At 52.6% G+C, this 25,945-nt stretch carries 23 protein-coding genes and 1 riboswitch; of the genes, 9 read left to right on the top strand and 14 right to left on the bottom strand.

Annotated features, from left to right (window positions below; genetic code table 11):
* Positions 1–95: 95 nt before the first annotated feature.
* Positions 96–1,304 (bottom strand): exonuclease subunit SbcD, encoded by a 1,209-nt coding sequence (gene sbcD / locus HDT28_00940; GenBank protein ID MBD5131152.1) that lies wholly within the window; start codon positions 1,302–1,304, stop codon positions 96–98.
* Positions 1,305–1,451: 147 nt separating this feature from the next.
* Between sbcD and HDT28_00935 the strand changes: the two genes are divergently transcribed.
* From HDT28_00935 to HDT28_00915, 5 genes are all read left to right on the top strand, one after another.
* Positions 1,452–2,867: a DnaD domain protein gene (locus HDT28_00935; GenBank protein MBD5131151.1), complete on the top strand. Its 1,416-nt coding sequence runs from the start codon at positions 1,452–1,454 to the stop codon at positions 2,865–2,867.
* Between the two features lie 90 nt (positions 2,868–2,957).
* Positions 2,958–3,857 carry an ATP-binding protein gene (locus tag HDT28_00930; GenBank protein ID MBD5131150.1) on the top strand — a complete coding sequence of 300 codons (900 nt, stop codon included), beginning with the start codon at positions 2,958–2,960 and terminating at the stop codon, positions 3,855–3,857.
* Between the two features lie 21 nt (positions 3,858–3,878).
* A complete protein-coding gene (locus HDT28_00925; protein ID MBD5131149.1) occupies positions 3,879–5,063 on the top strand; it encodes an RtcB family protein in 1,185 nt (394 codons plus the stop codon).
* A gap of 10 nt (positions 5,064–5,073) precedes the next feature.
* Positions 5,074–6,024 (top strand): restriction endonuclease, encoded by a 951-nt coding sequence (locus HDT28_00920; protein ID MBD5131148.1) that lies wholly within the window; start codon positions 5,074–5,076, stop codon positions 6,022–6,024.
* Between the two features lie 159 nt (positions 6,025–6,183).
* Positions 6,184–7,218: a hypothetical protein gene (locus tag HDT28_00915; GenBank protein ID MBD5131147.1), complete on the top strand. Its 1,035-nt coding sequence runs from the start codon at positions 6,184–6,186 to the stop codon at positions 7,216–7,218.
* 70 nt (positions 7,219–7,288) lie between these two features.
* On the opposite strand, the gene HDT28_00910 is transcribed toward HDT28_00915, so the two are convergent.
* Together HDT28_00910 and HDT28_00905 are read right to left on the bottom strand one after the other, a co-directional pair.
* The gene (locus tag HDT28_00910; GenBank protein MBD5131146.1) at positions 7,289–8,038 is read right to left on the bottom strand and encodes a hypothetical protein; all 750 of its coding nucleotides are present in this window, start codon (positions 8,036–8,038) and stop codon (positions 7,289–7,291) included.
* A gap of 91 nt (positions 8,039–8,129) precedes the next feature.
* The gene (locus HDT28_00905; GenBank protein ID MBD5131145.1) at positions 8,130–8,366 is read right to left on the bottom strand and encodes a hypothetical protein; all 237 of its coding nucleotides are present in this window, start codon (positions 8,364–8,366) and stop codon (positions 8,130–8,132) included.
* A gap of 301 nt (positions 8,367–8,667) precedes the next feature.
* Between HDT28_00905 and HDT28_00900 the strand changes: the two genes are divergently transcribed.
* Positions 8,668–8,943 carry a helix-turn-helix transcriptional regulator gene (locus HDT28_00900; GenBank protein ID MBD5131144.1) on the top strand — a complete coding sequence of 92 codons (276 nt, stop codon included), beginning with the start codon at positions 8,668–8,670 and terminating at the stop codon, positions 8,941–8,943.
* Positions 8,944–9,105: 162 nt separating this feature from the next.
* On the opposite strand, the gene gyrA is transcribed toward HDT28_00900, so the two are convergent.
* The 3 genes from gyrA to HDT28_00885 form a co-directional block, all read right to left on the bottom strand.
* Complete coding sequence (gene gyrA, locus HDT28_00895; GenBank protein ID MBD5131143.1) at positions 9,106–11,643, bottom strand: DNA gyrase subunit A; 2,538 nt, start codon at positions 11,641–11,643, stop codon at positions 9,106–9,108.
* Between the two features lie 335 nt (positions 11,644–11,978).
* Positions 11,979–13,892, bottom strand: coding sequence for a DNA topoisomerase (ATP-hydrolyzing) subunit B (gene gyrB / locus HDT28_00890; GenBank protein ID MBD5131142.1), 1,914 nt, complete (start codon positions 13,890–13,892; stop codon positions 11,979–11,981).
* Positions 13,893–14,380: 488 nt separating this feature from the next.
* On the bottom strand, positions 14,381–14,959 hold the full coding sequence (locus tag HDT28_00885) for a hypothetical protein (GenBank protein ID MBD5131141.1): 579 nt from the start codon (positions 14,957–14,959) through the stop codon (positions 14,381–14,383).
* Between the two features lie 94 nt (positions 14,960–15,053).
* On the opposite strand from HDT28_00885, the gene HDT28_00880 reads away from it, so the two are divergent.
* Positions 15,054–15,353 carry a nucleotidyltransferase domain-containing protein gene (locus tag HDT28_00880; GenBank protein MBD5131140.1) on the top strand — a complete coding sequence of 100 codons (300 nt, stop codon included), beginning with the start codon at positions 15,054–15,056 and terminating at the stop codon, positions 15,351–15,353.
* Complete coding sequence (locus HDT28_00875) at positions 15,340–15,732, top strand: nucleotidyltransferase (protein MBD5131139.1); 393 nt, start codon at positions 15,340–15,342, stop codon at positions 15,730–15,732. Before HDT28_00880 ends, HDT28_00875 begins: the two co-directional genes overlap by 14 nt.
* A gap of 49 nt (positions 15,733–15,781) precedes the next feature.
* On the opposite strand, the gene HDT28_00870 is transcribed toward HDT28_00875, so the two are convergent.
* The 4 genes from HDT28_00870 to HDT28_00855 all read right to left on the bottom strand — a co-directional run bounded on the left by HDT28_00870 (position 15,782) and on the right by HDT28_00855 (position 18,749).
* Complete coding sequence (locus tag HDT28_00870; protein ID MBD5131138.1) at positions 15,782–16,648, bottom strand: hypothetical protein; 867 nt, start codon at positions 16,646–16,648, stop codon at positions 15,782–15,784.
* Between the two features lie 18 nt (positions 16,649–16,666).
* Complete coding sequence (locus HDT28_00865; GenBank protein ID MBD5131137.1) at positions 16,667–16,873, bottom strand: helix-turn-helix transcriptional regulator; 207 nt, start codon at positions 16,871–16,873, stop codon at positions 16,667–16,669.
* A gap of 167 nt (positions 16,874–17,040) precedes the next feature.
* Positions 17,041–18,039: a GGGtGRT protein gene (locus HDT28_00860; GenBank protein ID MBD5131136.1), complete on the bottom strand. Its 999-nt coding sequence runs from the start codon at positions 18,037–18,039 to the stop codon at positions 17,041–17,043.
* Between the two features lie 17 nt (positions 18,040–18,056).
* Positions 18,057–18,749, bottom strand: a complete 693-nt coding sequence (locus HDT28_00855) for a hypothetical protein (GenBank protein ID MBD5131135.1) — start codon at positions 18,747–18,749, stop codon at positions 18,057–18,059.
* 374 nt (positions 18,750–19,123) lie between these two features.
* On the opposite strand from HDT28_00855, the gene HDT28_00850 reads away from it, so the two are divergent.
* The gene (locus HDT28_00850; protein MBD5131134.1) at positions 19,124–20,140 is read left to right on the top strand and encodes a hypothetical protein; all 1,017 of its coding nucleotides are present in this window, start codon (positions 19,124–19,126) and stop codon (positions 20,138–20,140) included.
* Between the two features lie 70 nt (positions 20,141–20,210).
* Here the strand turns inward: HDT28_00850 and HDT28_00845 are convergent, their stop codons facing one another.
* The 4 genes from HDT28_00845 to HDT28_00830 form a co-directional block, all read right to left on the bottom strand.
* Positions 20,211–21,398, bottom strand: a complete 1,188-nt coding sequence (locus tag HDT28_00845) for a hypothetical protein (protein MBD5131133.1) — start codon at positions 21,396–21,398, stop codon at positions 20,211–20,213.
* Between the two features lie 203 nt (positions 21,399–21,601).
* Positions 21,602–21,710, bottom strand: a riboswitch (TPP riboswitch).
* A gap of 48 nt (positions 21,711–21,758) precedes the next feature.
* Positions 21,759–22,574: a ParA family protein gene (locus tag HDT28_00840; protein ID MBD5131132.1), complete on the bottom strand. Its 816-nt coding sequence runs from the start codon at positions 22,572–22,574 to the stop codon at positions 21,759–21,761.
* 2 nt (positions 22,575–22,576) lie between these two features.
* Positions 22,577–23,530: a hypothetical protein gene (locus HDT28_00835; GenBank protein ID MBD5131131.1), complete on the bottom strand. Its 954-nt coding sequence runs from the start codon at positions 23,528–23,530 to the stop codon at positions 22,577–22,579.
* Between the two features lie 35 nt (positions 23,531–23,565).
* Positions 23,566–25,731: a hypothetical protein gene (locus HDT28_00830; GenBank protein ID MBD5131130.1), complete on the bottom strand. Its 2,166-nt coding sequence runs from the start codon at positions 25,729–25,731 to the stop codon at positions 23,566–23,568.
* Between the last annotated feature and the right edge of the window lie 214 nt (positions 25,732–25,945).

Here is a 25,945-nt window from a genome sequence, read left to right as displayed (position 1 = left end):
AACTCCGTTATTAAATTCAGAATGTAGAATTCAGAATTATTGACCCCTGCGGGGTGTTTTTATTTAATTCAACCGCAATTCTTAATTCTGAATTCTTAATTCTTAATTTCCTTAATCAGTTCGCTGAACGCCGCTTTGAGCTTTGCCGAAGGCTCGGCGCCGTAGCGGTATTTGTAGTACATTTCGAAAATGGTATCGTCGTCGAGATGCGCGCGGCGCTCGGGAACTTTATCGCCCGCAAGCGACGCTGTGACTATAAGATCGTTAAACGCGGGATGCGTTTTTATGCGGATCGTCTCGTCCTTGCCGAGCGGCTCGCCGCCGTACTTGATGCGCACGTAGTCGGCGGAATACGCGTCGAGCTTAGCCATGCACTCGTCGAAATTGCTCGCCGTCGTTTCGGTAAGCTTCTTGCCCGACGACAGCACCGCCTGCGTAACGCTATGCTTAACGGTGTCTATGATATTGACCGACTTATTGCGCGTTTCGTCGTAGGCGTACTGCAACGGCGAACCGCAATATTCGGCGTGCGGCGCTTTACTGATTTTAAGCCGCTTGTGCACGTGCCCGAGCGCGACGTAGTCGCAGTTTTCGGGAAGTATGCTCGTCGGCAATGCCACAAGCCCGCCGAGCGCGTCGCTACCCTCCTTGCTCAAAAACAAGTGCGTGCACAGAATATTATACGCGTCCCGAGTAAAAAACTCGCACGCCTTGTCGAGCGTGAGCTTTACGCGGTCGGCATAAGAGAGGTTATAGTCCTGATCGTACCAGCGTTTGAGCCTGCCCTCGGACGGGTACGGCACGAGCGCGATATTCGTTTTGTCGGCGGGGTTGTCCGCCTTTTCGATCGTCACGCCCCCGAAATGCCCCGAAACCTTGATCCGCTGTTTTTGCAAATAGTCGGCGGCGTCGAACAGCCCGTACAGCGACGGCGGCGGCGTAGGGTCGGACAGCGTTTCACTGCCCACGCCCGAATAGTCGAGCTCGCCCGCAAGCACTATGCCTTGAAGATCGGCAAGCGGCTTGGCGGCGCATAATCTCCGCTCGTCGTCGTGATTGCCCGCGAGCATGATGACCGCCCTACCGCGCTCGGCAAGCGTGAGCGCGCTGCGGTAGAACACGCGTTCGGCGTCGCTCGGCGGCACCGCCGCGTCGAAAATATCGCCGGCAATGAGAATAACGTCGACGTCCTCGGTATCGGCGAGCAAGGCAAGCTCTTTTATGACCTCGCACTGCTCGTCGAGCCGCTGAGCTTTACCGAGCTTTTTCCCGAGATGCAGATCGGCTGTATGTAAAATTTTCATTTCTTCTCCCGAATTTTGAAAAACAGTTGATTAAATTTGCGATAAGTGGTATTATAATACAACGTTGATTTAAGTTTGTATTATATCGATAATACCCTATCATTATAGTACAAACGAACGAATTATTCAAGCAAATGAGGTCATTCTGTGTTCAAGCTTTCCGCAGAAGCGTCACTTGACGGCGCGATCACCGTCGAGAATAAATTTATCGTCGAGTATATGCCGTACGCCGACGGGGACTACGTAAAGGTTTATCTTTACGCGCTGTCGCTTGCCGCGAGAAAGCAGGACAAGGACGACAGCGTGGAGCGGCTCGCGCGTAGGCTCGACCTCGATATTTCCACGGTGGACGCGGCTATCGAGTACTGGACGGAGCAAGGGCTCATGTCGCGACTGGGCGACGAGATCTGCTTTTTCTCGCCGCGCTCGGCACGACCCAAAATAAAGAAATTCGATATCGACAAGTACGGCGAGTTCAACCGCCAGGCGCAAAACTTCATTACCGGCAGGCAGATAACCCCCAACGAGTACGGCGAATACTACACGCTCATGGAAAAGTTCAATCTCGAATGGCAAGCCATGGCGCTTATCGTCAAGTATTGCGTAAACCTCAAAGGCGAGAACGTTTCCTGCCCGTATATCGTAACGGTGGCGCGCAACCTCGCCGAGGACGGCTATCGCACCGTCGACGCCGTCGGCGAGCGGCTCGACGAGTACGGCGTGTACTATAACGATCTTTGCGTAGTGCTCGGCGCAATGGGCGGCAAACGCCCCGACCACGAAGCGGTCAAGCTGTACAAAAAATGGAAAATAGAGTTTAGGTTCGATAAGGAAGTTATCCTGCACGTGGCGCAAAACGTCAAGCGCGGCGGCGCGGCGCTCCTCGACGCCAAGCTTACGCAGTACCGCGATCTTGGGCTGACCTCGATAGCGCAGATCGACGAGTACGAGGACGCGCGGCAAAAGAACTATAAGCTCGCAAAGTCCGTCAACAAGGCGCTCGGGCTGTACTACGAAAACGTAGACCCCGAGATAGCGACCTATATCAATCCTTGGCTCGGCATGGGCTTCGAGCCGAACGCGATACTCGCCGCCGCCGACTACTGCATGAAAAAGGACATGAAGCGTTTGTCCGACCTCGACGCGGTCATCCGCGACTTCTTCACGCTCGGGCTGACGACCGAAGCCGCAGTGCGCGAGCGCGTCGGGCACGAAAACCGCTACGACGGCAATATAGAAAAGATACTGAAAACGCTCGGCACGGTGGGCGCGGTCAAGGATATTCACCGCGCGTACTTTACGAATTGGAGCGAGAAATTGGATATGCCGCGCGACGTGATCTACCACGCCGCAACGCTCGCGGTCGGCAAGGACAACCCGTTCGCGTACATGAACAGCATACTCCGCGCCTGGCACGACGGCGGGATAAGGACGGTGGACGGCGCAAAGACCACGATCGCGCCGAGCGTGGCTTCCCCCGCACAGCCGACGGGCGTCGTATCCGAACAGCGTTCGGCGGAAGAATTGAATGCGTTATTTACGCAGATAACGGACGACGATTAAATCTATCCTTATTCGCCTTCCCCAATTGGGGAAGGTGCCCGAAGGGCGGATGAGGGCATTATAAATTTATCCTTATACAGGAGAAAACCAATGAACGATTATCAACGCGCAGTCAAGGAAATAACGAATACGCGCCGCGCCGATCTCGACGCGGGGCTGGAAGTATGGCGCAATGCGTTGAGATCGAGCAAAGCGCTCCACGACGCATACGCCGAGTATCAGGACGAAGCGATAAAGAAAGCGCAGAAGCTGGATAATACCCTGCCCCAGGCCAAACGCAAGCTGGAAGAAACGGCGAAAAAACTGGGGCTCAAAAAGGAAGTTATCGAGCCGCCCTGCCGCTGCAAGAAGTGCGGAGACACGGGGTACGTGAACGGCAAGTACTGCGCGTGCGTTATTAAAAAGGTAGTTAATGCCAACGGCGACAACCTAGCACTGCCACAAGTCGATTTTGCTGCGGCGAGCAAGACCGCGCCCAAGGCGATAGCCAAGGTGTACGGCGCGGCACAGAAATATCTGGACGGGTTCGACAGCGACAACGCCAAGCCGTTCTTTATCGTCGTCGGGTCGTCGGGAACGGGCAAGACCATGCTCGCGGCGGCGGTCGCGACCGAAGCGATAGCGCGCGGCAAGTCGGCGGTCACGGTCAGCGCGTTCGAGTTTTTGAAGCGCGCCAAGGACTACCACACGCAGTTCGCTATTGCCGATTACCGCGATACGTTTTCGCCCATGCTCGACTGCGAGCTATTAGTGATCGACGATCTCGGCACCGAAACCATGCTAAAAAATATCACAAGCGAATATTTATATACGGTAGTCAACGAGCGGTGGTTGCGCAAGAAGCACACGCTCGTCACTACGAACCTCACGCCCGAAGCGCTTATCTCGCGCTACGGCGAAGCTATCTTCTCGCGGCTGTGCGATAAATCGCGCGCTAACCTATTCCTTATCACCGCACCCAACGCGAGATTGCAAGCCGATAAGAAATAATTTTTCCTATCCCCTATAATCATGAACGACGATCTTAAAATATTCACCGAGAACATAGAGCCGGAAGCGGTCAATCAGGTATACAACCTTATTGCGCAGCCGCCGTTTTTCGGTGCGCAAGTAAGAATAATGCCCGACGTGCACTGCGGTATGAACTGCGTAGTCGGGTTCACCGCCACGCTCGGCGACAAGATAATCCCGAACGTTTTGGGTAGCGATCTCGGTTGCGGGATGCTGACCGTCGAGCTCGGCAAAGCGGAGTTTTCGCTCGCCGACCTCGACGGATTCATCCGCGCCAAGATCCCGTGCGGGAGCAATTACCGCAAAGAAGTCAACGGCGTAGCGCTTATCAAGCAGTTGCGGTGCTTTGACGAACTGCGCGATTTCGATAGGCTTTACGGCTCGCTGGGCACGCTCGGCGGCGGCAACCATTTCATAGAGGTGGACGCCGACACGGACGGTAACCGCTATCTCGTTATTCACAGCGGATCGCGCAACCTCGGGCTTCAAGTCGCCAAGATCTACCAAAAACGCGCCGAGCCCGACTGCAAGTTTTGCGCCGAGCCCGAGAAAGCGGAAACCACCGCGCGGCTGAAAGCGCAGGGCAAGCAGAGCGATATTCCCGCCGCGCTCCAAGCGATCTCGCAAAAGTACGCGTACAAGACCAAGATCCCCGCCGAGTATTGCTATCTCGAAGGCGACGGCATGGCGGACTATATGCACGACCTCAAACTGTGTCAGCAGTTCGCCGTTCAGAACCGCAAGAAGATGGCGGACGACATACTCAAATTCTTAAAGATCAGCCGCTACGCGAGTTTTGAAACGGTACATAACTTTATCGACGATGATAGAATCGTTCGCAAGGGCGCGATCCCCGCGCGCAAGGGTCAGCGCGTGATCATTCCCATGAATATGCGCGACGGGTGTCTTATCGCCGTCGGCAAGGGCAATCCCGATTGGAACAACTCCGCACCGCACGGCGCGGGGCGTATTCTGCGCCGTAGCGAGGCCAAAGATTACTTCACAGTCGAAGAGTTCAAGAAGGAAATGGCGGGCGTGTACACGACGACGGTCGGCGCGTCCACGCTCGACGAGTCGCCCATGGTGTACAAGCCCATGGACGAGATAGTGCGGCTTATCGCGCCCACCGTCGATATCGAAAAAATTATCAAGCCTATCTATAATTTCAAGGCGGGTAACGAATAGGAGCAACATTATGAAAAACGCAACCGTTCTTAATAATTCCCAGGCGAAAGCGCTTATAGTCAAGTTTGCGTCGAAGCCCGTATTGCGCAAGGAGCTTGTCGAGAAGTGTATTGCCGACTACGCCGCAAGCGGCGGACTGACGAATGAGGAGCTGGCCGATAAAACTTCGGGCGCGCCGCTCAATATCGTCAAGTGTCGGTTGGGCGACGCGATAGAACAGCTTTTGCAGAACAACACGCTCGAACAGAACAGCGATAAAAAGTTGTCCTGCCGCGACCCGGAAGCCGATATCGATATCGACCGCGACGAGATCATCGAGAACTGTATATTCGAGATTCTGAACGAGACCGAGGTCGCCAAAAAATCGATGCTCGGCATGATAATCGAGCGCACGCGCGCCGCGCTGAACGTGACTACCGACGTTATCAAATCGGACGCGGGGCGCATACTTTCCGGTCTTGTCAAAAACAACCAGATAGTTATTTCCAATAACAAGTATGCCAAGGTCAAGCCGCCCGAAACGCCCGACGAGAAGAACCGCAGGCTTTTGGACGAGATAAGCGACGAGGCGCTCGTTGATCACTCGGTCGCCATGCTCAAACAGTGGTACGAAAAGATCGGGTTTACAGAGGTGGTCGGCTTGAACACCGACGGACCGAACGACGGCGGTATAGACGGCAGGCTGACCGCGGTCGATCCGCTCGGGTTTAAGGAAACGGTCATCTTGCAGGTCAAGAACTACCACAATCCCAAAAAGCAAGTGCCCGAATGCGAGGTACGCGAGTTCTGCGGTGTGCTCACCGCCGAGAGCGAAGCGACCAAGGGCTTGTTCGTCACGAGCCGCAAGTATCATAATAATTCGGTCAAGTTCGCCAAGAAGTATAAGCAGAAATACCTCGTGCTTATCGACGGCGAGAAGTGGCTCGAGCTCGCCAAGCAATGCGAGTACGTGATAGAATAGTTTTCGTTACTTCTTTTGAAAAAGAAGTAACCAAGAAAACTTTACTTTTAATTATTTAAGGGTGGTTAAGCTTAACCACTCTTTTGTTAATTATCCTTATTTTTCAATTTCTTTCCTAATATTGTTTTCTTTCCTCGTCGATAATGGTACAATAATTATATGGGGCAAATATTCGTAAAGGCAATACTGATAACGCTCGCGCTTTTGGCGTTTGCGATACCGGGGTTCATACTTAAAAAGCTCAACCTTTCGGGCGACAGCGCAAAGACCACGCTAAGCAATCTTTTGCTGTTCGTGTGCCAGCCCGCGCTTATGATAAACTCGTTCGCCGTGTTCACGCAGAACGATTACGCCACACTTAACGCCGTAGGTCGCGCACGCATAGCCGCCAATTTCGGCATAACCGCGACGATAGCCACCGTCGCCATGCTCGTTATATTCGGCGTGTGCAAGCTGATTTTCGTCAGGTACAAGGACAGACAGTCCGCCGATATTTATACGTTCATTGCCATGTTCTCAAACTGCGGCTTTCTCGGCATACCGTTCGTCAAGATCTTCACCGATAACGACGTGCTCGCCGTCATGTACGTGGCGGTGTTCAACATAGTATTTATTTTCCTGATCTGGACGCTCGGCGTTTTCCTCTTGACCCACGACCGCAAAAATATCAGCTTTAAAAAGATAGTACTTAACCCGTCGATAATCGCTTCGGCGGTCGGGCTACTGCTGTTCTTCGTGCCGCAAATAAACTTCTTCATGGCGGACGCGTGCAAGGAGCTTCAAACCGTGCCGCAGAGCCTTGCCGCCATGGTCGCGCCCGTGTCGATGATACTCGTCGGCATCGGGCTTGCCGAACTGCCTTTAAAAACGCTGTTTTGTACTCGCGGCGTGTACGGCGCGGGCGCGCTAAGGCTTATACTGTCACCCATACTCGCGTTCGCCATCGCGCTCGCGTTCAGGGCAATGTGCAGCGGGTTCGTGGGCAGCTCGCCCGTCGCCACCGACTATATATTCCTCGCGCCGGTTATCGCGCTCGCCATGTCGCCCGCGTCGACGGTAGTCGCTATGTCCGAGCACTACGGCTTAAAGAACGACTTTGCCACCGCCGCCGTGATTACCGACACCCTGCTGTCCGTAATTACCGTCCCACTGGTAATGATCGCAATGCTCGAACTGTGGGCGGTTATATTTTAATCAAAAATTATAAAATAAAAGAGTGACCGATATTGACCACTCTTTTTAATTTCTCTTAAAAATTTATTAACTACCTATTTTTAAACGAAGTAGGAAGGGTGACGGTAGTTTTATCGATATCATAAATGAACAGCGTGCGTATCTCTTCGACGGCGGGGTCTTCCTCGTTTTCCATCCGCGATACGTACGAAATATAAACCACCCTGCCATACTTGATCTTAACAGAATACTCAGTGATATACTCGTCCTCGAACTCCCCGACGTATACGCCGTCTGCGTATCGGAACCGCTCGTAACCGTTATAAAGCTCGCCGTACAGCTCGATCAAAGAAAACTTCTTCCCATCCATTACGTCGTAGTTCCTTTCCGACCTATACCAGGCGTCGTTCTCGCTGTCGTACTCGTACTCGTAATTTTTTTCGTCGATAACAGCGGCGTAACACTTATAAACGTTATTTATTTCTTCGCCAACAGTGACCGTTTCACCCTGTTCATTTTCCTGCTCGGAAACGAACACCACCATGTTCGTTTCGTCATAGCTGTACTTATCGGGATTGAAGCCGCACACCGTGCTGTACCGAAACACTACCTGTCCGTCCTCACTGCGTTCGCATGTTTCTTTATACGAAAAATTCGTTCTGCCCGAATAATCGAACGCAGTCCGCCACGCCGCCGCGTCCGCGACCTCGTCGGACACAATATCCGCGGGATTGGTGTCGGCGGTTATATCGTCAACAACCTCTCCCCCGCACGCTACCGTACCGACGGACAGAGCCGCAACGCTCGCCGCCAAAACAATCGCTAAACCTTTCTTTCTCATGATCGCTCCTTTGTTTTTAACAGTATAGCACATTCACCTACACAGCCGTCAAGCACATAAAGACGATTTATGCAAAAAACTAATTCCGCTCTTACAGATCTGCTAAATATTTGCAGAGCTTTTTTATATCTTCTTCCACTCCGTCAAATCGATACTGCGACAAATCGACTTCGGTTTTTCTTGTTTTAAAATGCACGCAGTCGTAGTCAAGCTTGACCAATTTATCGTAATATGTACAATAATGCGAATACCGTCGCCAAAACGAGTACCCTGCTTTTCGGTAAACGCACTTACAAAAATTGCAGTCTTTACACTTCTTCGTTTTCACGCCGCTCGTCCTCTATAATTTCCCGTATCCCCGATATATCCGTAAGCAAGTCATTCAAGCAAAACTTAATCGACTTGCTTATTCTTTTACACGGTTTCCGTAGCTCGTATTTATCACAGCTATCGTGAACATTAACTATCTCTTCTTTTTTACAGCACCAACCGACTTTTGTTTTGTTAAATTGTTTTACTCCCCTTGTATAAAACCTGTCGAGATTTTTACACCTATAACAAGGGTTTTGTTCATCTAACATATTTGTCCCACTTAACACATATTTGTGTATATTATACTACGCAATTTTGTGTCAGTCAAGCAAATCACACAAATTTGTGTTAAAATTTTTATAGTGATATATGGTGATAAAATGAACATCGGCGAAGAACTTAAATATCATAGACAAAAAGCAAATTTAAGCCAACGAGAATTGGCTAAGCTTATTGGTATCTCACAACAAAACATTAGCAGGTGGGAAAATAACGAGGTTGAGCCAAGCATATCGTCATTAATCGTATTAGCCGATTACTACGGTATAACGCTTGACGAGCTTATTGGTAGAGATACGAATAATAACGGATAAATTAAAAGTGCCCGATGCCCTTCGGGCACCTTCCCCATTTAGGGAAGGCTGTCGTTCGTTTTAGTTTTCGGCACAAAAAAGAGTGGTTCGGTCAAACCACTCTTTAATTATTTAACGCAAAAGTTTCTTGGTTACTTCTTTTCAAAGAAGTAACGAAAAAAACTATTCTTCGCTGCCGCCCTCGGGCGCTTCGCCGTTATCCTCGATAACTTCCTGGTGCGGCGCGGTCGCCACGCACACAACGGTGCCCTGGTTCTTGACGCGCATCATGCGCACGCCCTGCGAGCCACGCCCGATCTTGGAGATCTCCTTAACGAGCATACGAATGATCGTGCCGTTATCGGAAATGACCATGACGTCGTCCTCGGGGTTGACGAGTTTGAGATTGACAAGCCGTCCGGTCTTGTCGTTAAAGTTACCCGCCTTAATGCCCTTGCCTGCACGCGATTGCAGTCTGAACTCCTCGATATCGGTACGCTTGCCGAACCCGTTCTCACTGACGGTAAGCACGTCGCAATCGGGCGCGACGATCGTCATATCGACGACGTTATCGTCCTCGTCCAAGCGCATAGCGCGCACGCCCTGCGTGTCACGACCCATGAGCCTGACGTTCTCCTCGGAGAAGCGAATGCACTTGCCGCTCTGCGACGCGATTAGTATCTCGTCGATACCGCCCGACTGCTGAACGGAAATCAGCTCGTCGCCCTCGTTGAGCTTGATAGCGACCTTGCCGACCTTGCGGATAAGCTTGAACTCGGTGAGCGCTGTCTTTTTGATCATGCCGCGCTTGGTCGCCATTACGAGATTGCCCTTGTACTCGTCTTCCTTGATGGGAATGACCGCACTGACTTTTTCGCCCTCGTTGAGCTGTAAAAGATTGACTATCGCTCTGCCGCGCGCGGTGCGTTCGGCTTCGGGTACGGCGTACGCCTTGTCCGCATACACACGCCCGAAGTTCGTGAAGTACAACAGCGTGTCGTGCGTGTTCGTAACGAACATTTTCTCGACGAAGTCTTCTTCCTTGGGCTTGTGCGCCGTGACGCCCTTGCCGCCGCGGTGCTGCGCCTTGTACTCGGTCGTAGGCAAACGCTTGATATAGCCGTAGTGCGTCATGGAAATGACGACGTCTTCTTTATCTATAAGATCGCCGATATCGATCTCGTCGTAGTCGATAACGAGCTCGCTGCGGCGCGGATTGTCGTACTGCTCCTTGATCTCGTTGAGCTCGGTGCGGATGATATCGGTAACGCGCTTGGGGTTAGAAAGGATGTTCTTGAAGTCCGCGATCTTCTCTTGAAGCTCGACAAGCTCGGCTTGGAGCGCGTCGATTTCGAGGCTGGTGAGCCTACGCAGCTTCATTTCGAGTATGGCGTTCGCCTGCTTATCGGACAGGTAGAACTCCGCCATTAGCTTCTCAGCCGCCTCGACGTTGTCGCGGCTCTGCTTGATTATCTTGATAACGCGATCGATATTCGCCTGCGCCTTGACCAAGCCCTCGACAATATGCTCGCGCGCCTGTGCCGCCGCAAGGTCGTGCTTGGTGCGGCGAACGATGACCTCTTCCTGATGCTTCAAGTAGTATTCGAGCATCTCTTTGAGGTTGAGGATCTTCGGCTCGCCGTCGGCGAGCGCGAGGAACGTTATGCCCTGCGAGACTTGAAGGTTCGTGTGCTTGAACAGTGTGTTGAGAACGACCTGAGCCTGCGCGTCGCGCTTGACCTCGATAACGATACGCATACCCTGGCGGTCGGATTCTTCCTTGATATCGGCAATGCCCTCAATACGCTTGTCCTTGACGAGGTCGGCGATCTGGACGATAAGCTTTTCCTTATTGACCTGGTACGGCAGCTCGGTAACGACTATGCGCTGACGCATAAGGTCGCTGCCCTCGCGCACCGGGTATTCCTCGATATCGGTCTTGGCGCGAATGACGACGCCGCCCTTACCCGTTTTGTACGCGCGCTTGATATTCGATCTGCCGAGTATGAGCGCGCCCGTCGGATAGTCGGGAGCGGGTACGTACCTGCACAGCTCGTCGATCGTGATTTCGGGGTTGTCGATAAGCGCGTCGATAGCGTTTATGACCTCGCCGAGGTTGTGCGGCGGGATAGCCGTTGCCATACCGACCGCAATACCGTCCGAGCCGTTGACCAAAAGATTGGGGAAGCGTGCGGGCAACACCGACGGCTCTTGCAGCGAGTCGTCGAAGTTGTTAGTCCAGTCGATGGTTTCCTTGTCAATATCCCGAAGCATTTCCGCCGAGATCTTGGCAAGCCTTGCCTCGGTGTAACGCATAGCCGCGGGCGGATCGCCGTCGACCGAGCCGAAGTTACCGTGTCCGTCAACGAGCGGGAAACGCATGGAGAAGTCCTGCGCGAACCGAACGAGCGCGTCGTACACCGACGAGTCGCCGTGCGGGTGGTACTTACCGAGAACGTCACCGACTACACGCGCGCACTTGCGGTAGGGCTTGTCCGACCACAGGCTGAGCTCGCCCATGGCGTAAAGTATACGACGGTGAACGGGTTTAAGACCGTCGCGAACGTCGGGAATGGCACGCGACACGTTGACCGCCATTGCGTACGCGATAAAGCATTGCTTCATCTCGTCGACAACGTGCGTGTCGATTATCTTGGTATTATCGATATATTCCTTGCCGGAAGAGCTTCCGCCCTTGTCGGAACGTATTTTCTTTGCCATGATTACCTCTATGTTAATTAGGGTTTTTCTCTTACTTCTTTTGGAAAAGAAGTAAGCAAGAAAACTTTAAGTTATTTGTTGATGGTTTCTTTTGCTTTACTTTTCTTTTACAAGTCTATGCCCAAATACTTTATCTACGCATTTTGAAAAAGAAGTAAGCAAGAGAACTTTAAGTTTTTTGTTGATGGTGTTTAGCTTATAAAGAACGTATTTTTAACCTCGGAGTCGCGGCGCAGACGGGCAACAGTTGGTGAGGCGGCGACGGGAGTGTACATAGACGTACATGACCAAGCCGCCGAGCCAAGCGTAGCCCGTATCCGCCGATGAATACGAGGTTAAATATCCAAGTCCGTTACTAATTTAGCGTTCTCCTCAATAAACTGCCGCCTAAGCTCGGGCATATCGCCCATAAGCACGCTGAATATCTCGTCCGCCTCGAACGCGTCTTCCATGGTAATACGTTTGAGCGCGCGGTGCTCGGGGCTCATGGTCGTTTCCCACAGCTGCTCGGCGTTCATTTCGCCGAGACCTTTATAGCGTTGAAGCTCGCAGCCTTTCCTGCCGAGCTGGTCGAGCGCCTCGTCGCGCTCCTTCTCGTCGAAGCAGTAGATTTCCTTCTTGCCCTTAGCCACCTTGTACAGCGGCGGAAGCGCGGCGTATACGTGCCCGCGCTCGATAAGCGGGCGCATGAACCGGAAGAAGAACGTGAGGAGAAGTATACGAATATGACTGCCGTCTACGTCCGCGTCGGTCATACATATTATCTTGTCGTAGCGCAGCTTGCTCTCGTCGAACTCGTCGCCGATGCCGCAGCCGAACGCCGTTATCATCGCCTTGATCTCGGCGTTTTCCAGAACGTGATTGAGCCTTGCCTTTTCCACGTTGAGGATCTTGCCGCGGAGCGGAAGTATCGCCTGGAATCTGCGGTCGCGACCCTGTTTAGCCGTGCCGCCTGCGCTGTCGCCCTCGACTATGAATATCTCGCAGTGCTCGGGATCGCGGTTGGTGCAGTCGCTGAGCTTGCCGGGGAGCGAAGCAGTTTCGAACACGCCCTTGCGGCGAGTGAGCTCTCTGGCGTTACGCGCCGCATCGCGTGCTCGCTGCGCGGTGATCGTCTTCATGACGAGGTCTTTCGCTTCTTTCGGGTTTTCTTCGAGGTACGTGCCGAACGCGTCGGTTACCGCTTTTTCGACCTGCAACCGCATACCCGAGTTGCCGAGCTTGGTCTTGGTCTGACCCTCGAACTGCGGCTCGGTAAGCTTGACCGAAACGACGGCGGTAATGCCCTCGCGAACGTCCTCGCCCGCAAGCTTCTCGTCGTCCTTGATCAGCTTCTGCTCGTGCGCGTAGTCGTTGATGACCTTGGTGAGCGCGTTCTTAAAGCCTACAAGGTGCGTGCCGCCTTCCTCGGTGTTAATATTATTTGCGTAGGTATAGATGAGCTCGCTGTATCCGTCGTTGTACTGGATAGCGTACTCGACCTCGCTGTCCTTGAAAGTCTTTTCGCCGTAAATGACCTCTGAGAACATGGTGTTCTTGTTGCGGTTAAGGTACTCGACGAAATCCTTGATACCGCCGTCGAAGCGGAACACGTCGCGCGCTTCTCTGCCCTTGCGGTTATCCACGAGCTCAATCTCCAAGCCCTTGTTAAGATACGCGACCTCGCGCAAACGCGTGCGCACGGTATCGTACACGAAATCGACCGTTTCGAAAATCTCGGTATCGGGGAAGAACGTTATCTTCGTGCCCGTCTTGTCGGTCTTGCCCACTTCGGCAAGCGGCTTCATGGGCACGCCGCGGTTATAGCGCTGACGGTAGATCTTGCCGTTCTTGTACACCTCGACGTCTAGCCATTCGGACAGCGCGTTTACACACGAAACACCGACGCCGTGCAGACCGCCCGACACCTTATATCCCCCGCCGCCGAACTTGCCGCCTGCGTGGAGCTTGGTAAGAACGACCTCGACGGTCGACACCTTTTCTTTGGGGTGGATCTCTACGGGAATGCCGCGCCCGTTGTCGGTGACCGCGACCGCGCCGTCGCGCGTGATCTCGACCAAGATCCTGTCGCAGTAGCCCGCGAGCGCTTCGTCGACCGAGTTGTCTACGACCTCGGTAATGAGGTGGTGCAGACCGTGCTCGTCCGTCGAACCGATATACATACCGGGGCGTTTGCGAACGGGTTCAAGCCCTTCCAGAACCTGAATAGAACTCGCATTGTAATTGCCGTTGTCAGTCTTTCTTGCCATAACTTTTACTCCGAAAATCGAATAAATAAGCTATTTATCCGTAGTATGAATATTATAGCACACCCCGTATTTTTTTGCAATGGTTTTGACCGCTTTTTAGGCGGGTTTGACAACTTTATTTTTTCGAATATGCCTTAATTTGCCGTCAATTGCCGTTATTTGCCACGCAAGATAAAAAACGCCGGTTGCACTGACCGACGTTAAAAGCCCTTAGAGTGGAAATCAGGGGTTAGGGGGGTAAACTAATTAGGAATTAGAAATGATACCGTCGTTTTTTGTTTACTACCTTGCGGAGGTTCGCCTAGATCCCTCCGCTTCGGTCGGGATGATGGTGGTTGGGTTTTTCTTTTCGGTAATATCGTTACAACAAGCACGGCTCTTACACCATCATACCGAGCGTCAGTCGAGGTATCCAGCGGAACCCGCGCACAGTGGTAAATCCTATATCACCTTTAATTCCTAATTACTAATTACTAATTCCTAATTCCCTACATAACCGCTATCTTATATGCACTGATCATCTTCGCAAGCCGTCTTGCCTCGTAAAACCTAGGACGACTGCACTTTTGCCTTTTCCCGAAATCGAGCGTTGTAAACGGCTTTTTCGCGTACTTCAAAAACCTATTGTCGCAAACGCAAACGAAAAGATCGGGGCAAAGCCCGATGAGCTCGTTCAGCGCCTTGCGGTTTTTACGCGTGCACTTTACCCCGTCGAGGTCGACGACGGTACGCTCTTTGAGCAAGCCGCCGCTTTTCTTAATAATATAATCGATACACGCACGCTGCGCGGGAACGATCGCACCTAGCCGCACATCGTGCGGTATGTTCAGCATCGAAAGCATGGACAGCGCCTCGACCGTTTTTTCCGCACCGCATAACGCAAGCTTATACTTAACGTACTGCTCGGCGGTAAACACCGCGAACGGCACCGCGCCGTACGCAAAATAATTGCGCCCGTTCTCGCTCGCGCAGAACAGAACTTCTTCGTTATCGAGCACAGCCGTGTCCGCCGTGTTTTTGAAATACGCGCGCTTTTGCCGCGCCGAACCCAAACAATAAGTAACCATGCCGAAATTATCGCCATGATCGGGCTTAAATATACGTAATGAATTGACAATAATATAATAAATCTATATAATACTTATAGGAGTTTGTTCGACAATGACAGTGATGGATAACGTCATTAAGAATATGGTAGCCGAGTTCGCCAAGTATCCCGAAATAACCAAAGCGGTATTATTCGGGTCGCGAGCGCGCGGCGACAACAGCGAACGCAGCGACTACGACGTAGCCGTTTACGGCGAGCTACCGCAACGTAATAAAACGCTGTTAAGATATTTTTGCAGCGAAGAATTACCAACTTTGCACAAAGTCGATTTGATTTTTATGCAAGAGCAACCGCAATCGACTTTCACCGATAATATCGAAAAGGACGGTATAACTATTTATGAAAACGCCTAAATACGTGAACTTCGTAAAAGCCACCAAACGCCTTAACGAAGCCAATACGGTATACCGCAGCCAACCCGATAACGAGTTTTACCAAGACTCGTTGATTAAGCGGTTCGAGTTCTCGTTTGAGCTTGCGTGGAAAAGCTTGCGCGAATACATGACCGAGCAGGGCTATATGCTGACTATCGGCTCGCCCAAAGGCGTATTTGGGTTCGCCTATCAGGAAGGCATTATTCAGAGCGAACAAGTTTGGCTAGATATGCTCGAATGCCGTAACCAATCGACCCACGACTACGGGAACGACCTTGCCGCGTCGCTCGCCGACAGCATAAGTAATAAATACGCGAAAGAATTAACGCGTTTAGCCAAATTAATAAGCGAACAGTAAAACACGCCCCAAAGTCGGGGCGTGTTTTTAATTGAATAAAAGAATATAGCTAATTAGGTAAATCGTCCGTTGCGGCGGCTTCCGCAGACTGCATGCTTTCGGCGAACTTTTCGAGAAGCTCGGGCGAGCTTGCAAACTGCTTGGTCGGCACAAACGTGAACTGCGGCGACCACCCGCTTTTAGCCGTCGGCACTTGACCGAGCGTATAATACCCGCTGTCGGTGAAAAGCAAAAAGTCGATAAGCCTAACGCCCACCTCGCTCAATAGAAAGGCAAGCTTTTTGAGCGGCATATTGAGCGAGTACAGATCGGGAAAGAACCCTTTTTCGCGGCGAACGAGTAAAGCCTTTTTGGCGTTGTATCTCCCGACCGCACCGAACACCGCGCGGAAAGAAAATACCTCGTCCTTGCCCGTACAACGTTCAAGCCCGAGCACCCTGCCGCCGCCGTCCAAGCACACGACGAACGTTCCGTCGTTGTCGCCGCTTAGGTACTCCGAGCCGAAGTAGTCCGCGGCAGCGAAGTGGTCAGAGATCATAACGGGCGCGCCTATGCGCTGTGAAATAGTCGCAACCAGTGCGGGCAGGGTACGCGCCATGCTTTTGGGCACGCCCTTTACGTTTATAAGCTTTTCGGCGGGCGCGCGAAGAACGTCAACGACCGAGCCGAACTCGTCGATTAGTGCGTGCGCCGTGGGATTTGTGTCGCGTTGCGGCACGAAGAAAGACGCGAATAGCTCCAAAAGCTCCACGTCGCGAAAGCCGTTCAGTTCGGGATCGAGCACGGCGGCAGACCGCATTCTGTTTCTGTGGTTGGAATGAATATTCTCGGTCGCGCCGCTGTCGGTAGGCTCGCCGCCCGTTTCTATTATATCGTCCGCGTTTTCTTCCCCGCGCCTGTCTTTCTCGTCATCCATTTCGTACCGATAAAATTTTTAAGTATCGCTTATTCCAAGCAAGTAGTCAACGCTTACTTCAAAAAGTTGAGAAAGCTTAACAAGAGTAGTCAAGCTCGGCTCACCGGTATCGATCTCATACCGCGCATAAGATTGTTGGCAAATATGCAGTTTTTCGGCAACTTGCTTTTGCGTGTAGCCGTAACTTTCCCTTAATTCCCTTAATCTTTTAGCGAATGCTTCCATAATATATCATATATATTACAGCGAAATGCTGTTAATCATTTATTCAACTGCATTTTGCAGTAAATGATACTATTTATGGTTTGATTCTTAAATGCGTTATATTTTTTGAAACACAAAAAGCCGCCACCGCGGTGACAGCTTTTTGTTGATTTCGTATTTAATTGCCGCTACTTTGCAAGACTAACCGCAACGGCGCACGCGACGGTCGCGCCGACCATGGGGTTATTGCCCATGCCGATAAGACCCATCATTTCGACGTGCGCGGGAACGGACGAGCTGCCCGCGAACTGCGCGTCGCTGTGCATACGACCCATCGTGTCGGTCATGCCGTACGAAGCGGGACCCGCCGCAACGTTGTCGGGGTGGAGCGTTCTGCCCGTGCCGCCGCCGCTCGCGACCGAGAAATACTTTTTGTCGTTCTCTTGGCACCACTTTTTATAAGTGCCCGCAACGGGGTGCTGGAAGCGCGTGGGGTTGGTCGAGTTGCCGGTGATCGAAACGTCGACTTTTTCGTGGCGCATGATCGCAACGCCCTCGCTGACGTCGTCCGCGCCGTAGCAACGGACCTTAGCGCGCTCGCCGTCCGAGAACGCCGTCTCTTTAACGATTTTAAGCTCGCCGGTGTAGTAGTCGTACTTGGTCTGAACGTAGGTAAATCCGTTGATACGCGAAATGATATACGCGGCGTCCTTGCCTAAGCCGTTGAGGATAACGCGGAGCGGTTTCTTGCGCGCCTTGTTGGCGTTGCGCGCGATACCGATAGCGCCTTCCGCCGCAGCGAACGATTCGTGACCCGCGAGGAACGCGAAGCAGTCGGTTTCGTCGCGGAGAAGCATTGCGCCGAGATTGCCGTGGCCGAGACCGACCTTGCGCTGATCAGCAACGCTGCCGGGAATGCAGAACGCCTGCAAGCCCAAACCGATGCACTCGGCGGCTTCTGCGGCGGTCTTAACGCCTTTCTTGAACGCAATGGCGCAGCCGACTGTGTACGCCCAAACCGCGTTCTCGAACGCAATGGGCTGAACGCCTTTAACGATTTCTTCTACGTTGACGCCTTTTTTAAGGCAGATGTCTTTCGCTTCTTCGAGCGATTTGATTCCGTACTTTTTGAGTTCGGAATTGATTTTGTCTATTCTTCTCTCATAACCTTCGAACGTGATAGCCATAATTAATTCCTCCTCGATTATTCGTTGCGCGGCACTATGTACTTAGCCGCGTTTTCGAAACGACCGTAGTGCTTCTTCGCTTTTTCGAGCGCTTCGTTCCCGCTGACGCCCTCGCCAATAAGCTTCATCATGACGCCGAGGTTTACGTACTCGTAGCCGATGATCTCGCCGTTCTTGTCGAGCGCACAGCGCGTTACGTAGCCTTCCGCCATTTCGAGGTAGCGCGGACCCTTGACCTTGGTCGAGTACATGGTGCCGACCTGGCTACGAAGCCCTTTGCCGAGGTCTTCAAGACCTGCGCCGACGGGTAGACCCGCGTCGGAGAAAGCGGACTGCGTTCTGCCGTAAACTATCTGCAAGAACAGCTCGCGCATTGCAACGTTGATAGCGTCGCAAACGAGGTCGGTATTAAGCGCTTCGAGAAGCGTTTTGCCGGGCAGGATCTCCGCCGCCATAGCAGCCGAGTGCGTCATACCCGAGCAGCCGATCGTCTCGACGAGCGCTTCTTCGATAACGCCGTTCTTGATGTTGAGCGTGAGCTTGCAAGTGCCCTGTTGCGGCGCGCAGCAACCGCAGCCGTGCGTAAGCCCGCTGATATCTTTGATATCGTAGGCTTGTACCCACTTGCCCTCTTCGGGAATGGGCGCAGGACCGTGATTGCAACCTTTCGCCACGCACTGCATGAGTTCTACTTCGTGTGAATATTGCATTGTATAAATATCCTCCATATTTATTTGCATAGTAATTATATCACAAGCCAACGCGAATTGTAAAGATTTTCAGCGCATTTTGTCTTACTTTCTTTTTCCTTACTTTCTTTTTGAAAAAAGAAAGTAAGCAAAGAAAAACTACGTTGAGCGGTTTGCATTCCTGTCATTCTGAGCGTAAGCGAAGAATCTCCTACTTCTTTGAAAAGAAGTAGGCAAGAAACTTTTACGTTGAGGGGGGGATTATTCAGTCACCCCAACGAGGTCATCAATTTCTTCATTAGCGTAGCGACTTCATTTTTCATTAGGCGAAGCCGACTTCATTCTCTTTCCTTCGCCTTGACTTCCCCGCGGAATTGGGTTATACTATAAATACTATGAACAAAACGCTCAAAAAATCATTGATAATCACAGGTATCGTACTCGGCTCGATAGTCGGGCTGTTTTTGGTGCTGTACGCCATACTCGCTATCATCGGCGCGGCGGCGTACGGCGAAGCGCGAAAGGTGCGCCAATACGTTTGCGACGTCGCGGGCATTTCCGAGGGTATCGCGCCGCAAGGGCTAACGTACGCCGCCGACAAGGACGTGTATATCCAGACCGGCTACTACGGCAAAGGCATGGCTATGCTGTATCTCGTCAACGGCAAGGACAGCCGCAGGGTCATGCTCAACGACGTTGACGGCGAGCCGCTCAAAAGCCACGCGGGCGGCGTTACCTGCACCAAGGATATGGTATATATCGCAAACGGCTCCACGCTTATCGCGTACAGTCTTAACGCACTTTACAACGCGAACGCGACCACGGCAGTCACCGCTTTGGAAAGAATACCCGTCGACAATAACGCGGCGTTTTGTTACAGCGACGACGAGTATTTGTTCGTCGGCGAGTTCTACCGCGCGGGCAATTACGAAACGGAGAAATCGCACTACTACACCACACCGAACGGCGACGAGAACAAGGCGATAATCTCCTGCTACAAGCTGAACGCCGACGGCACGCTCTTTAAGGACGGCGATCAGCCCTACCCCTTATACAGCATATCGGTGACGGGGCTCGTTCAGGGCTGTGCGGTAAAGGACGGAATACTCGTTTTATCGCGCTCGTACGGGCTTAAACATTCCAAGCTCGAATACCACAAACCGGTAGAGAGCGCCGACACCATGACCGTCAGCTTTAAGAAGAACGCGAGCGCGGAAAGCAAAACCGTGCCCCTGTACTACGCCGACTCGACGACTATGATAAAGTCGCTAACGCTCCCCGCATTCTCCGAGGATATAACGATAGTCAACGACCGCATAGTCGTAACCAACGAAGCGAGCGCAAACAAGTATTTCGTCGGCAAGCTTTTCGGCTCACACAAGGTTTATTCCTACCCCATGTATACCGAGTAATCTTAATAAATTCTAATAACAAAAGCGGCTGTATCGATATGCTCGTTACAGCCGTTTTTATATGCTTGATTTAATTTTGGACTTCCGGCTCCGTTTCGGCGGGCTCTGCACTAACGGGTTTTTCGGTCTTTTCGCGCGACGAGTATATCTCGATTTGGCGGCGGAAGCTTTTGGACGTCATGACTATCATGCTTACGACGAGAACGAGAACAAGCTCGGGGATTATATACATACATTGATATACAAACGAGTAGAAGTAAGCGTTGGCGAGTATGGGCATATTGTACTCGGCGGCAAAGCTTTCGCCGTACATACCGAACGCGAACACGCCAGCGAAGTAGTGGCACAAGAACCTGAACGCGCACGCTATCACCGCGCCGACCGCGAACTGCGCGCGCATATTGCCTTTAAGCACGCCGAGATCGCGCATACAGCCTGTAAGCCCGATCCCTGCGAACGCGACGGCATAGTCGAGCGCGAACTGCGCGGGGTGGATGATCCACGGGTCTTGCACGGCTTGAAGCACGCCGTAAATAACTCCCGCAAGCACGCCTTTCTTGCACCCGAACATATACGCGAACAGCATAAGCGGCAGCATGGAAGCGAACGTGATGCTTCCGCCCATAGGCATCTTGAAAATCCGCACGTACGACAATGCGAACGACAGCGCGATGCACACCGCGCCGAACGTTATCGCGCGGGTGTCGAACTGTCCGCTCTTGCGGTCGGCAAGGAACGCGAACACGACGATAGCCGCCGTGATTATTACCGCGCTGAGATACAGCCCGAGATTGCTGAACGCTTCGCCCGCGTCACCGCTTGCGTAATACACAGCCATGCACACTATAACGGCAACGAGCGCTGCGCCGCACACCGAGGCGGTGACTATCTTGGTTATTATATGGTTCTTTACGAACAGCGCGATACCGCTGCCCACGACCGCGATTATGAGAACGAGTAACGGGTAGAACAGTATGGGCGTTATGCTATCATCTATGAAGAAGCAGGTTGTGAAAGTGACTATCATGCACACTGCGTACACGAGCGCGGTCACTATCCATGCGCCGTTATTGAGTTTTGTCGCCGCCGCGAGCGTTTCGGCGTTCGCCGTCTTGTCGCGCTTGGCCGCTATAAACAAATACAGCTTGTTCGCGATAAACGCTACGACGAGCGCGATCGTTATCCACAGCGCGATTGTGCGGCAGGCGTTAGTCGCGCCGTTGAAGTTGGCGAAGTAGTTTTTGATTCCGTCTAACATGGTTTTTCCTATCCTCTCAAAAAAAAGTTATTTTTTAGCGCAGTCGCGCGTCAGACGGACAACAGTTGGCGAGGCGGCGACGGGAGTGTAGACCCACCTACATGACCAAGCCGCCGAACCAAGCGTAGTCCGTATCACGCGATGAATGCGCTAAAAATTCCAAGAAAAATACTTGTGCGAGCGACACACTCACACAAGTAAAAAACCACGTTTTCGACGGCTCCCTACGCGAGTGCTAACTCACAGGTTCAAAGGGACTGCCGCTCACGTGCGGACTTCTCAGCGGTACTAACCGCGCCCCTGCATCTGACTTTTTTATTATACGACAAACTTTAAGTATTGTCAAACTTATTGAGCTAATTACTGCACTTTCTTTTTGAGTGCGGACAGATTCTTGATAGGGGTGAACTTGTCGCGGTTGCGGTTGAGCACTTCTTCCGCCAAATTTTTATACGCTATGCCGCCCGCGCTCGTCGGATCGAACTGGCTGATAGGCATACCGAACGACGGGGCTTCGGCGAGCCGTACGCTGCGCGGTATTCTTGTCGCGAACGCCTTTTTCCCGAAGTAGTGGGTGATCTCCTCAGCGACCGAGTTTACGAGGTTGGTGCGCGAATTGAACATGGTTACGACCACGCCCTCGATTTCGAGCGACGGGTTAAGGATCTTCTTTGCGAGCTTGATCGTGTTCATGAGCTGGCTCAGTCCTTCGAGCGCGAAGTACTCGCCCTGCATGGGAATGAGTATACTGTCCGCAGCGGTCAGCGCGTTGAGCGTGAGCAAGCCGATGAACGGCGGGCAGTCGATGAATATGTAGTCGTAGTTATCCTTGACGGGTGCGATCGCGCGTTTGAGCGAGCTTTCGCGTCTATCGAGGCTTACGAGCTCGGCTTCCGCGCCCGCGAGATCGATATTGGACGGGATTATATCCAAGCCCTCGACGCCCGTCGGCATGATAGCGTCCACCGCGTCGCAATCGCCTATTATAAGGCTGTATACCGAGTTTTTGACCTTGTGCTTTTCCACGCCGAGCCCGCTCGACGCGTTGCCCTGCGGATCGTTGTCGATTATGAGCACGCGCTTGCCGAACGCGGCGAAGTATGCCGCGAGGTTGACGCAGGTCGTGGTCTTGCCCACGCCGCCTTTCTGGTTGGCGATAGCGATAGTTTTTGCCATGATTAGTTTTCCTCTGTCGAGATAATTGTTTCGTTTGTTTGGTCCGTCGGGTTCAGGCTCTCATATTCGAGCGGAATGCCGTAGAACTCCTCGTACATTTGCTTAACCGCCTGCTCGGCGCGGGCGCAAACGTCTTTCCTGCGTTCGCGCGGCGGCAGCTCTTTATTGACGTAAAGCGGGTCGGCTATCCTGATTTCCATTTTGGGAAGGTGCAACAGCTTTCTCAGTCCGCGCGGCTTCTTGAAGCAGTAGAGCATGGACACGACGGGAACGTCGAGCTTGTCCGCGTAGTAGAACGCGCCTTCCTTGTACGGTCGGGGTTTTTTGTAGCCTATCCACATCACCTTTTCGGCGTAGAAATGGATCTTTGCGTTCTTGCTTACCGCGTAGCCAAGCATTTCCTCGAACGCGCGCGCGCCCGATAGCGAGTTGGGCAATGGCAACGGCAGCTCGCCCGCCGTCGACAGTATCTTGCCGCCTAGGTCGTTTTTGCAATTGAACGGTGCGGACACGATATACTGTTTGCCGGGTATGGCGCGGAGCGCGAACAATGAGTCGAGGAAGCCGATATGGTTGGACGTCGTCATGCACGCTTTTATGCCTTTTAGCTTTTTCTTGTCCTTGACCCGCCACACACCGAACCACAGCGCGCACGCGACGTACGCTCCGATCTTGAATATGCGGAACCAAAACCTGTGCGCCAGTCTTTTGAAGATATTCTTGCTGCGGTACTTGTACGTACCGTCCGTTTGTGCGCTGTTTTTCGTGTCGAACGGCACGGTGCAAACGTCGAACAGTCGGCGCTTTTCAAGCTCGGTCAGGTATATGCCGTACACGCGCTTGGTCATTTTGCCGTCTTTTTCGATCTCGCGCATAACCAGGTCGTACACGTCTATGGGAATTTCGCCGCTATCTCGTAGCGTAACGAACATAGCTTTGTACTTTTTTGTGTTCATTATATAAAATTGAATTCGGGCTAAGTCGAAGCGAGTTATATACTAAACTTGTTCTTACCCTTATTGATAACGATAGTGCGGCGTTCGACGCTGCGCCCGATCATTTCCGGCTCGATAACGAGTTCGAGCTTGGCGGAAGTCGCGTTGTCGATTATTATGTCGATACGCGTCGGCGAGTATTTATACCGAACGTCGAGCGTGCCGCTTGCGAGTTTGAGCGAGACGCGCATATTCTCAATAGCGCGGAAGTCGGGCGTGATGACGATATTCTTTGCGCCTTCCGTTATGTCGATGCCGCCGAAAAGCTGGATCGCTTCAAAGATGACCGCCGACTGGTAGCTCTGGCACGCGCTGCCGAAGCCGTTGAAGTCCTCGCCGAGCACGCTGCTTTCGCTTTCGGCGAGGAGCGCGTACTTGGTGTCGAACCTGCGCCGACCGAGGTCGCGCCGACCGAGTATGCTCAATGCTTCGATGACCGCCCATTCCATGTACGGCGACGAATTGTCTACTGCGGACAGCAGGCGCACGACCGATGCTTTACGCTCCTGCGGAACGAGCCCCGCGAGCGCGATGAGCGCGTTCGCTCTGTCGTCGTAGCTGTTGCCGTTCGAGGTGTATCCCAGTCCGTCCCAGGTGCTTTCTATATAGTCGGCAATGTTCGCCATGCGGTCTTCGAGTTCTTCGTCGTACTCGTGCTCGCCTACGGCTATGCCGACGCTCTTGACGAACTTACACGCCGAGTAGTACAGCGCATTCTCTATGAGCAGTCCGTCGATATTGTAAAGGTTGTCGTACCAGCTACGCATTCCCTCGCGCGGGAGCACGCCGTGCTCGGTCATTTCCCAGAGCATGAGGTATTCGCCAAGTCGCGAGAAATCCGAGCGGAACACGTCTATATCGCCCGAGAAGTTACGGTACTGCGCGAACAGGCCGTACTCGGACAGAGCCAAGAGTCCGTGCGCGGGGATATCTACAGGCACGCTACCCGGCACGCACGAGAAGAGAACGTTGTCCTCGGCGTAATCGAAAATATCGGTGATGATTTTTTTAACGAGGTCCTTAGCGTCGAAGTAGCTAAGGTACAGCGCACGCGCGGCGAGCGACGCGTCGCCCAGCCACATGGAGCGGTCGCGCTCGGGCGTATCGACTATCGTCGAGCCCATGCACGCATACAGGGTGTTCTGAGCTTTCTTGAACAGGGTGTCCAGTCGTCCGCCTTCGGTCGAGAACTCGCACGTGGGCGCGGTGTCGTAGCCGATCTCGCGGTAGCCGAGTTTAAGGACCTTGACCGAGCGCGGCATGGAAAATATCAGTTCCTCGCCCGTCATCGGGAGCATGCACTCGAACACGTTGAGCGTGGGTTTGGTGGTGTACGTTACCGAGTGCGCGTAGTACGTGCTTACCTCGTCGCCGAAGCTGCCCATGCATGCCGTGCGGTCGGTGGTGATCGTTATTTTTTCCTGACCGTTGCCCGTAACTTCCATGTACGGCGTTAAGCGCATTTCACGAGGAAGACGAATGATATACTTGTCGCCGCTGAACTGGTCGCTGACTTTTTTAGGTTTGCCTATGACGGGCTGCGGCGAGAATTTTTCGAGCGGGAGCGGACGGGGTTGGAGCACGCCGATTATGCCGTCGGGATATATGTCGAGCTCGCTCGCGGCCTGAAATAGCGACGAGTTGAACGACGGGTCGAGAACGTTCTGGATCTGGCCTTCGAGCGACGCGTCGTAGTTGACGTCCCAGCCCGCATAGCAGCAGTTGGACGAGCGCGGGGTTTTGAACGCGCGGCTCTCGTATACGGTGAACGACCTGTCGCTATATATCTCTAAGTCGTTGCATTCGAAGATGAAGCCCGCGCGGGACGTGGTTTCCAGGTCCCTGCCCGAGTTGCCGTAGTATTGACAATGAAAGACTATAACGTTATCGCCTTTGATAAGGTACTTGGCTATGTCGAACTCGTCGTAGTACGCTTTCTTGCCGCGGTTGAACCCGCCGCACCAGACCACGGCATTGCCGTTAACGTACATATAGTAGTGCGTATCGCAGGCGACGCGGCAGATCGCGCGTGCGGGCGGTTTGTCCTGACCGAACGAGAAAGTGCGACGAAATATTACGTTGCTGTTCTTTTTGGTCGCGTCAAGCGTCCATATCCATTTGGATTTACCGAACAATACGGTAGGTTCTTCGACTTTTTCCATTATACCCTTCCGTGGAATTAGTTGGTTTTAGTTTACCACAATGAACACTTTTTTGCAACCCTTTTCCCTACTTCTTTTGTAAAAGAAGTAGGCAAGAAAACTTTTAGTGTCGGGTGTTGGCATAGGGTAATTCGTTTTGCGTTACACCCGAGTACTATCGTTGTGTTACTTATTTCTCTACGCCAACTAGGAAAAGCAAACAAGAATATTCCAT

This window comes from Clostridiales bacterium (genome assembly GCA_014799665.1).
Taxonomy (GTDB): Bacteria; Bacillota; Clostridia; order Christensenellales; family Pumilibacteraceae; genus Anaerocaecibacter.
Note: the sequence above shows the minus strand (reverse complement) of the source record. Positions and strands in the feature narration are given on the sequence as shown.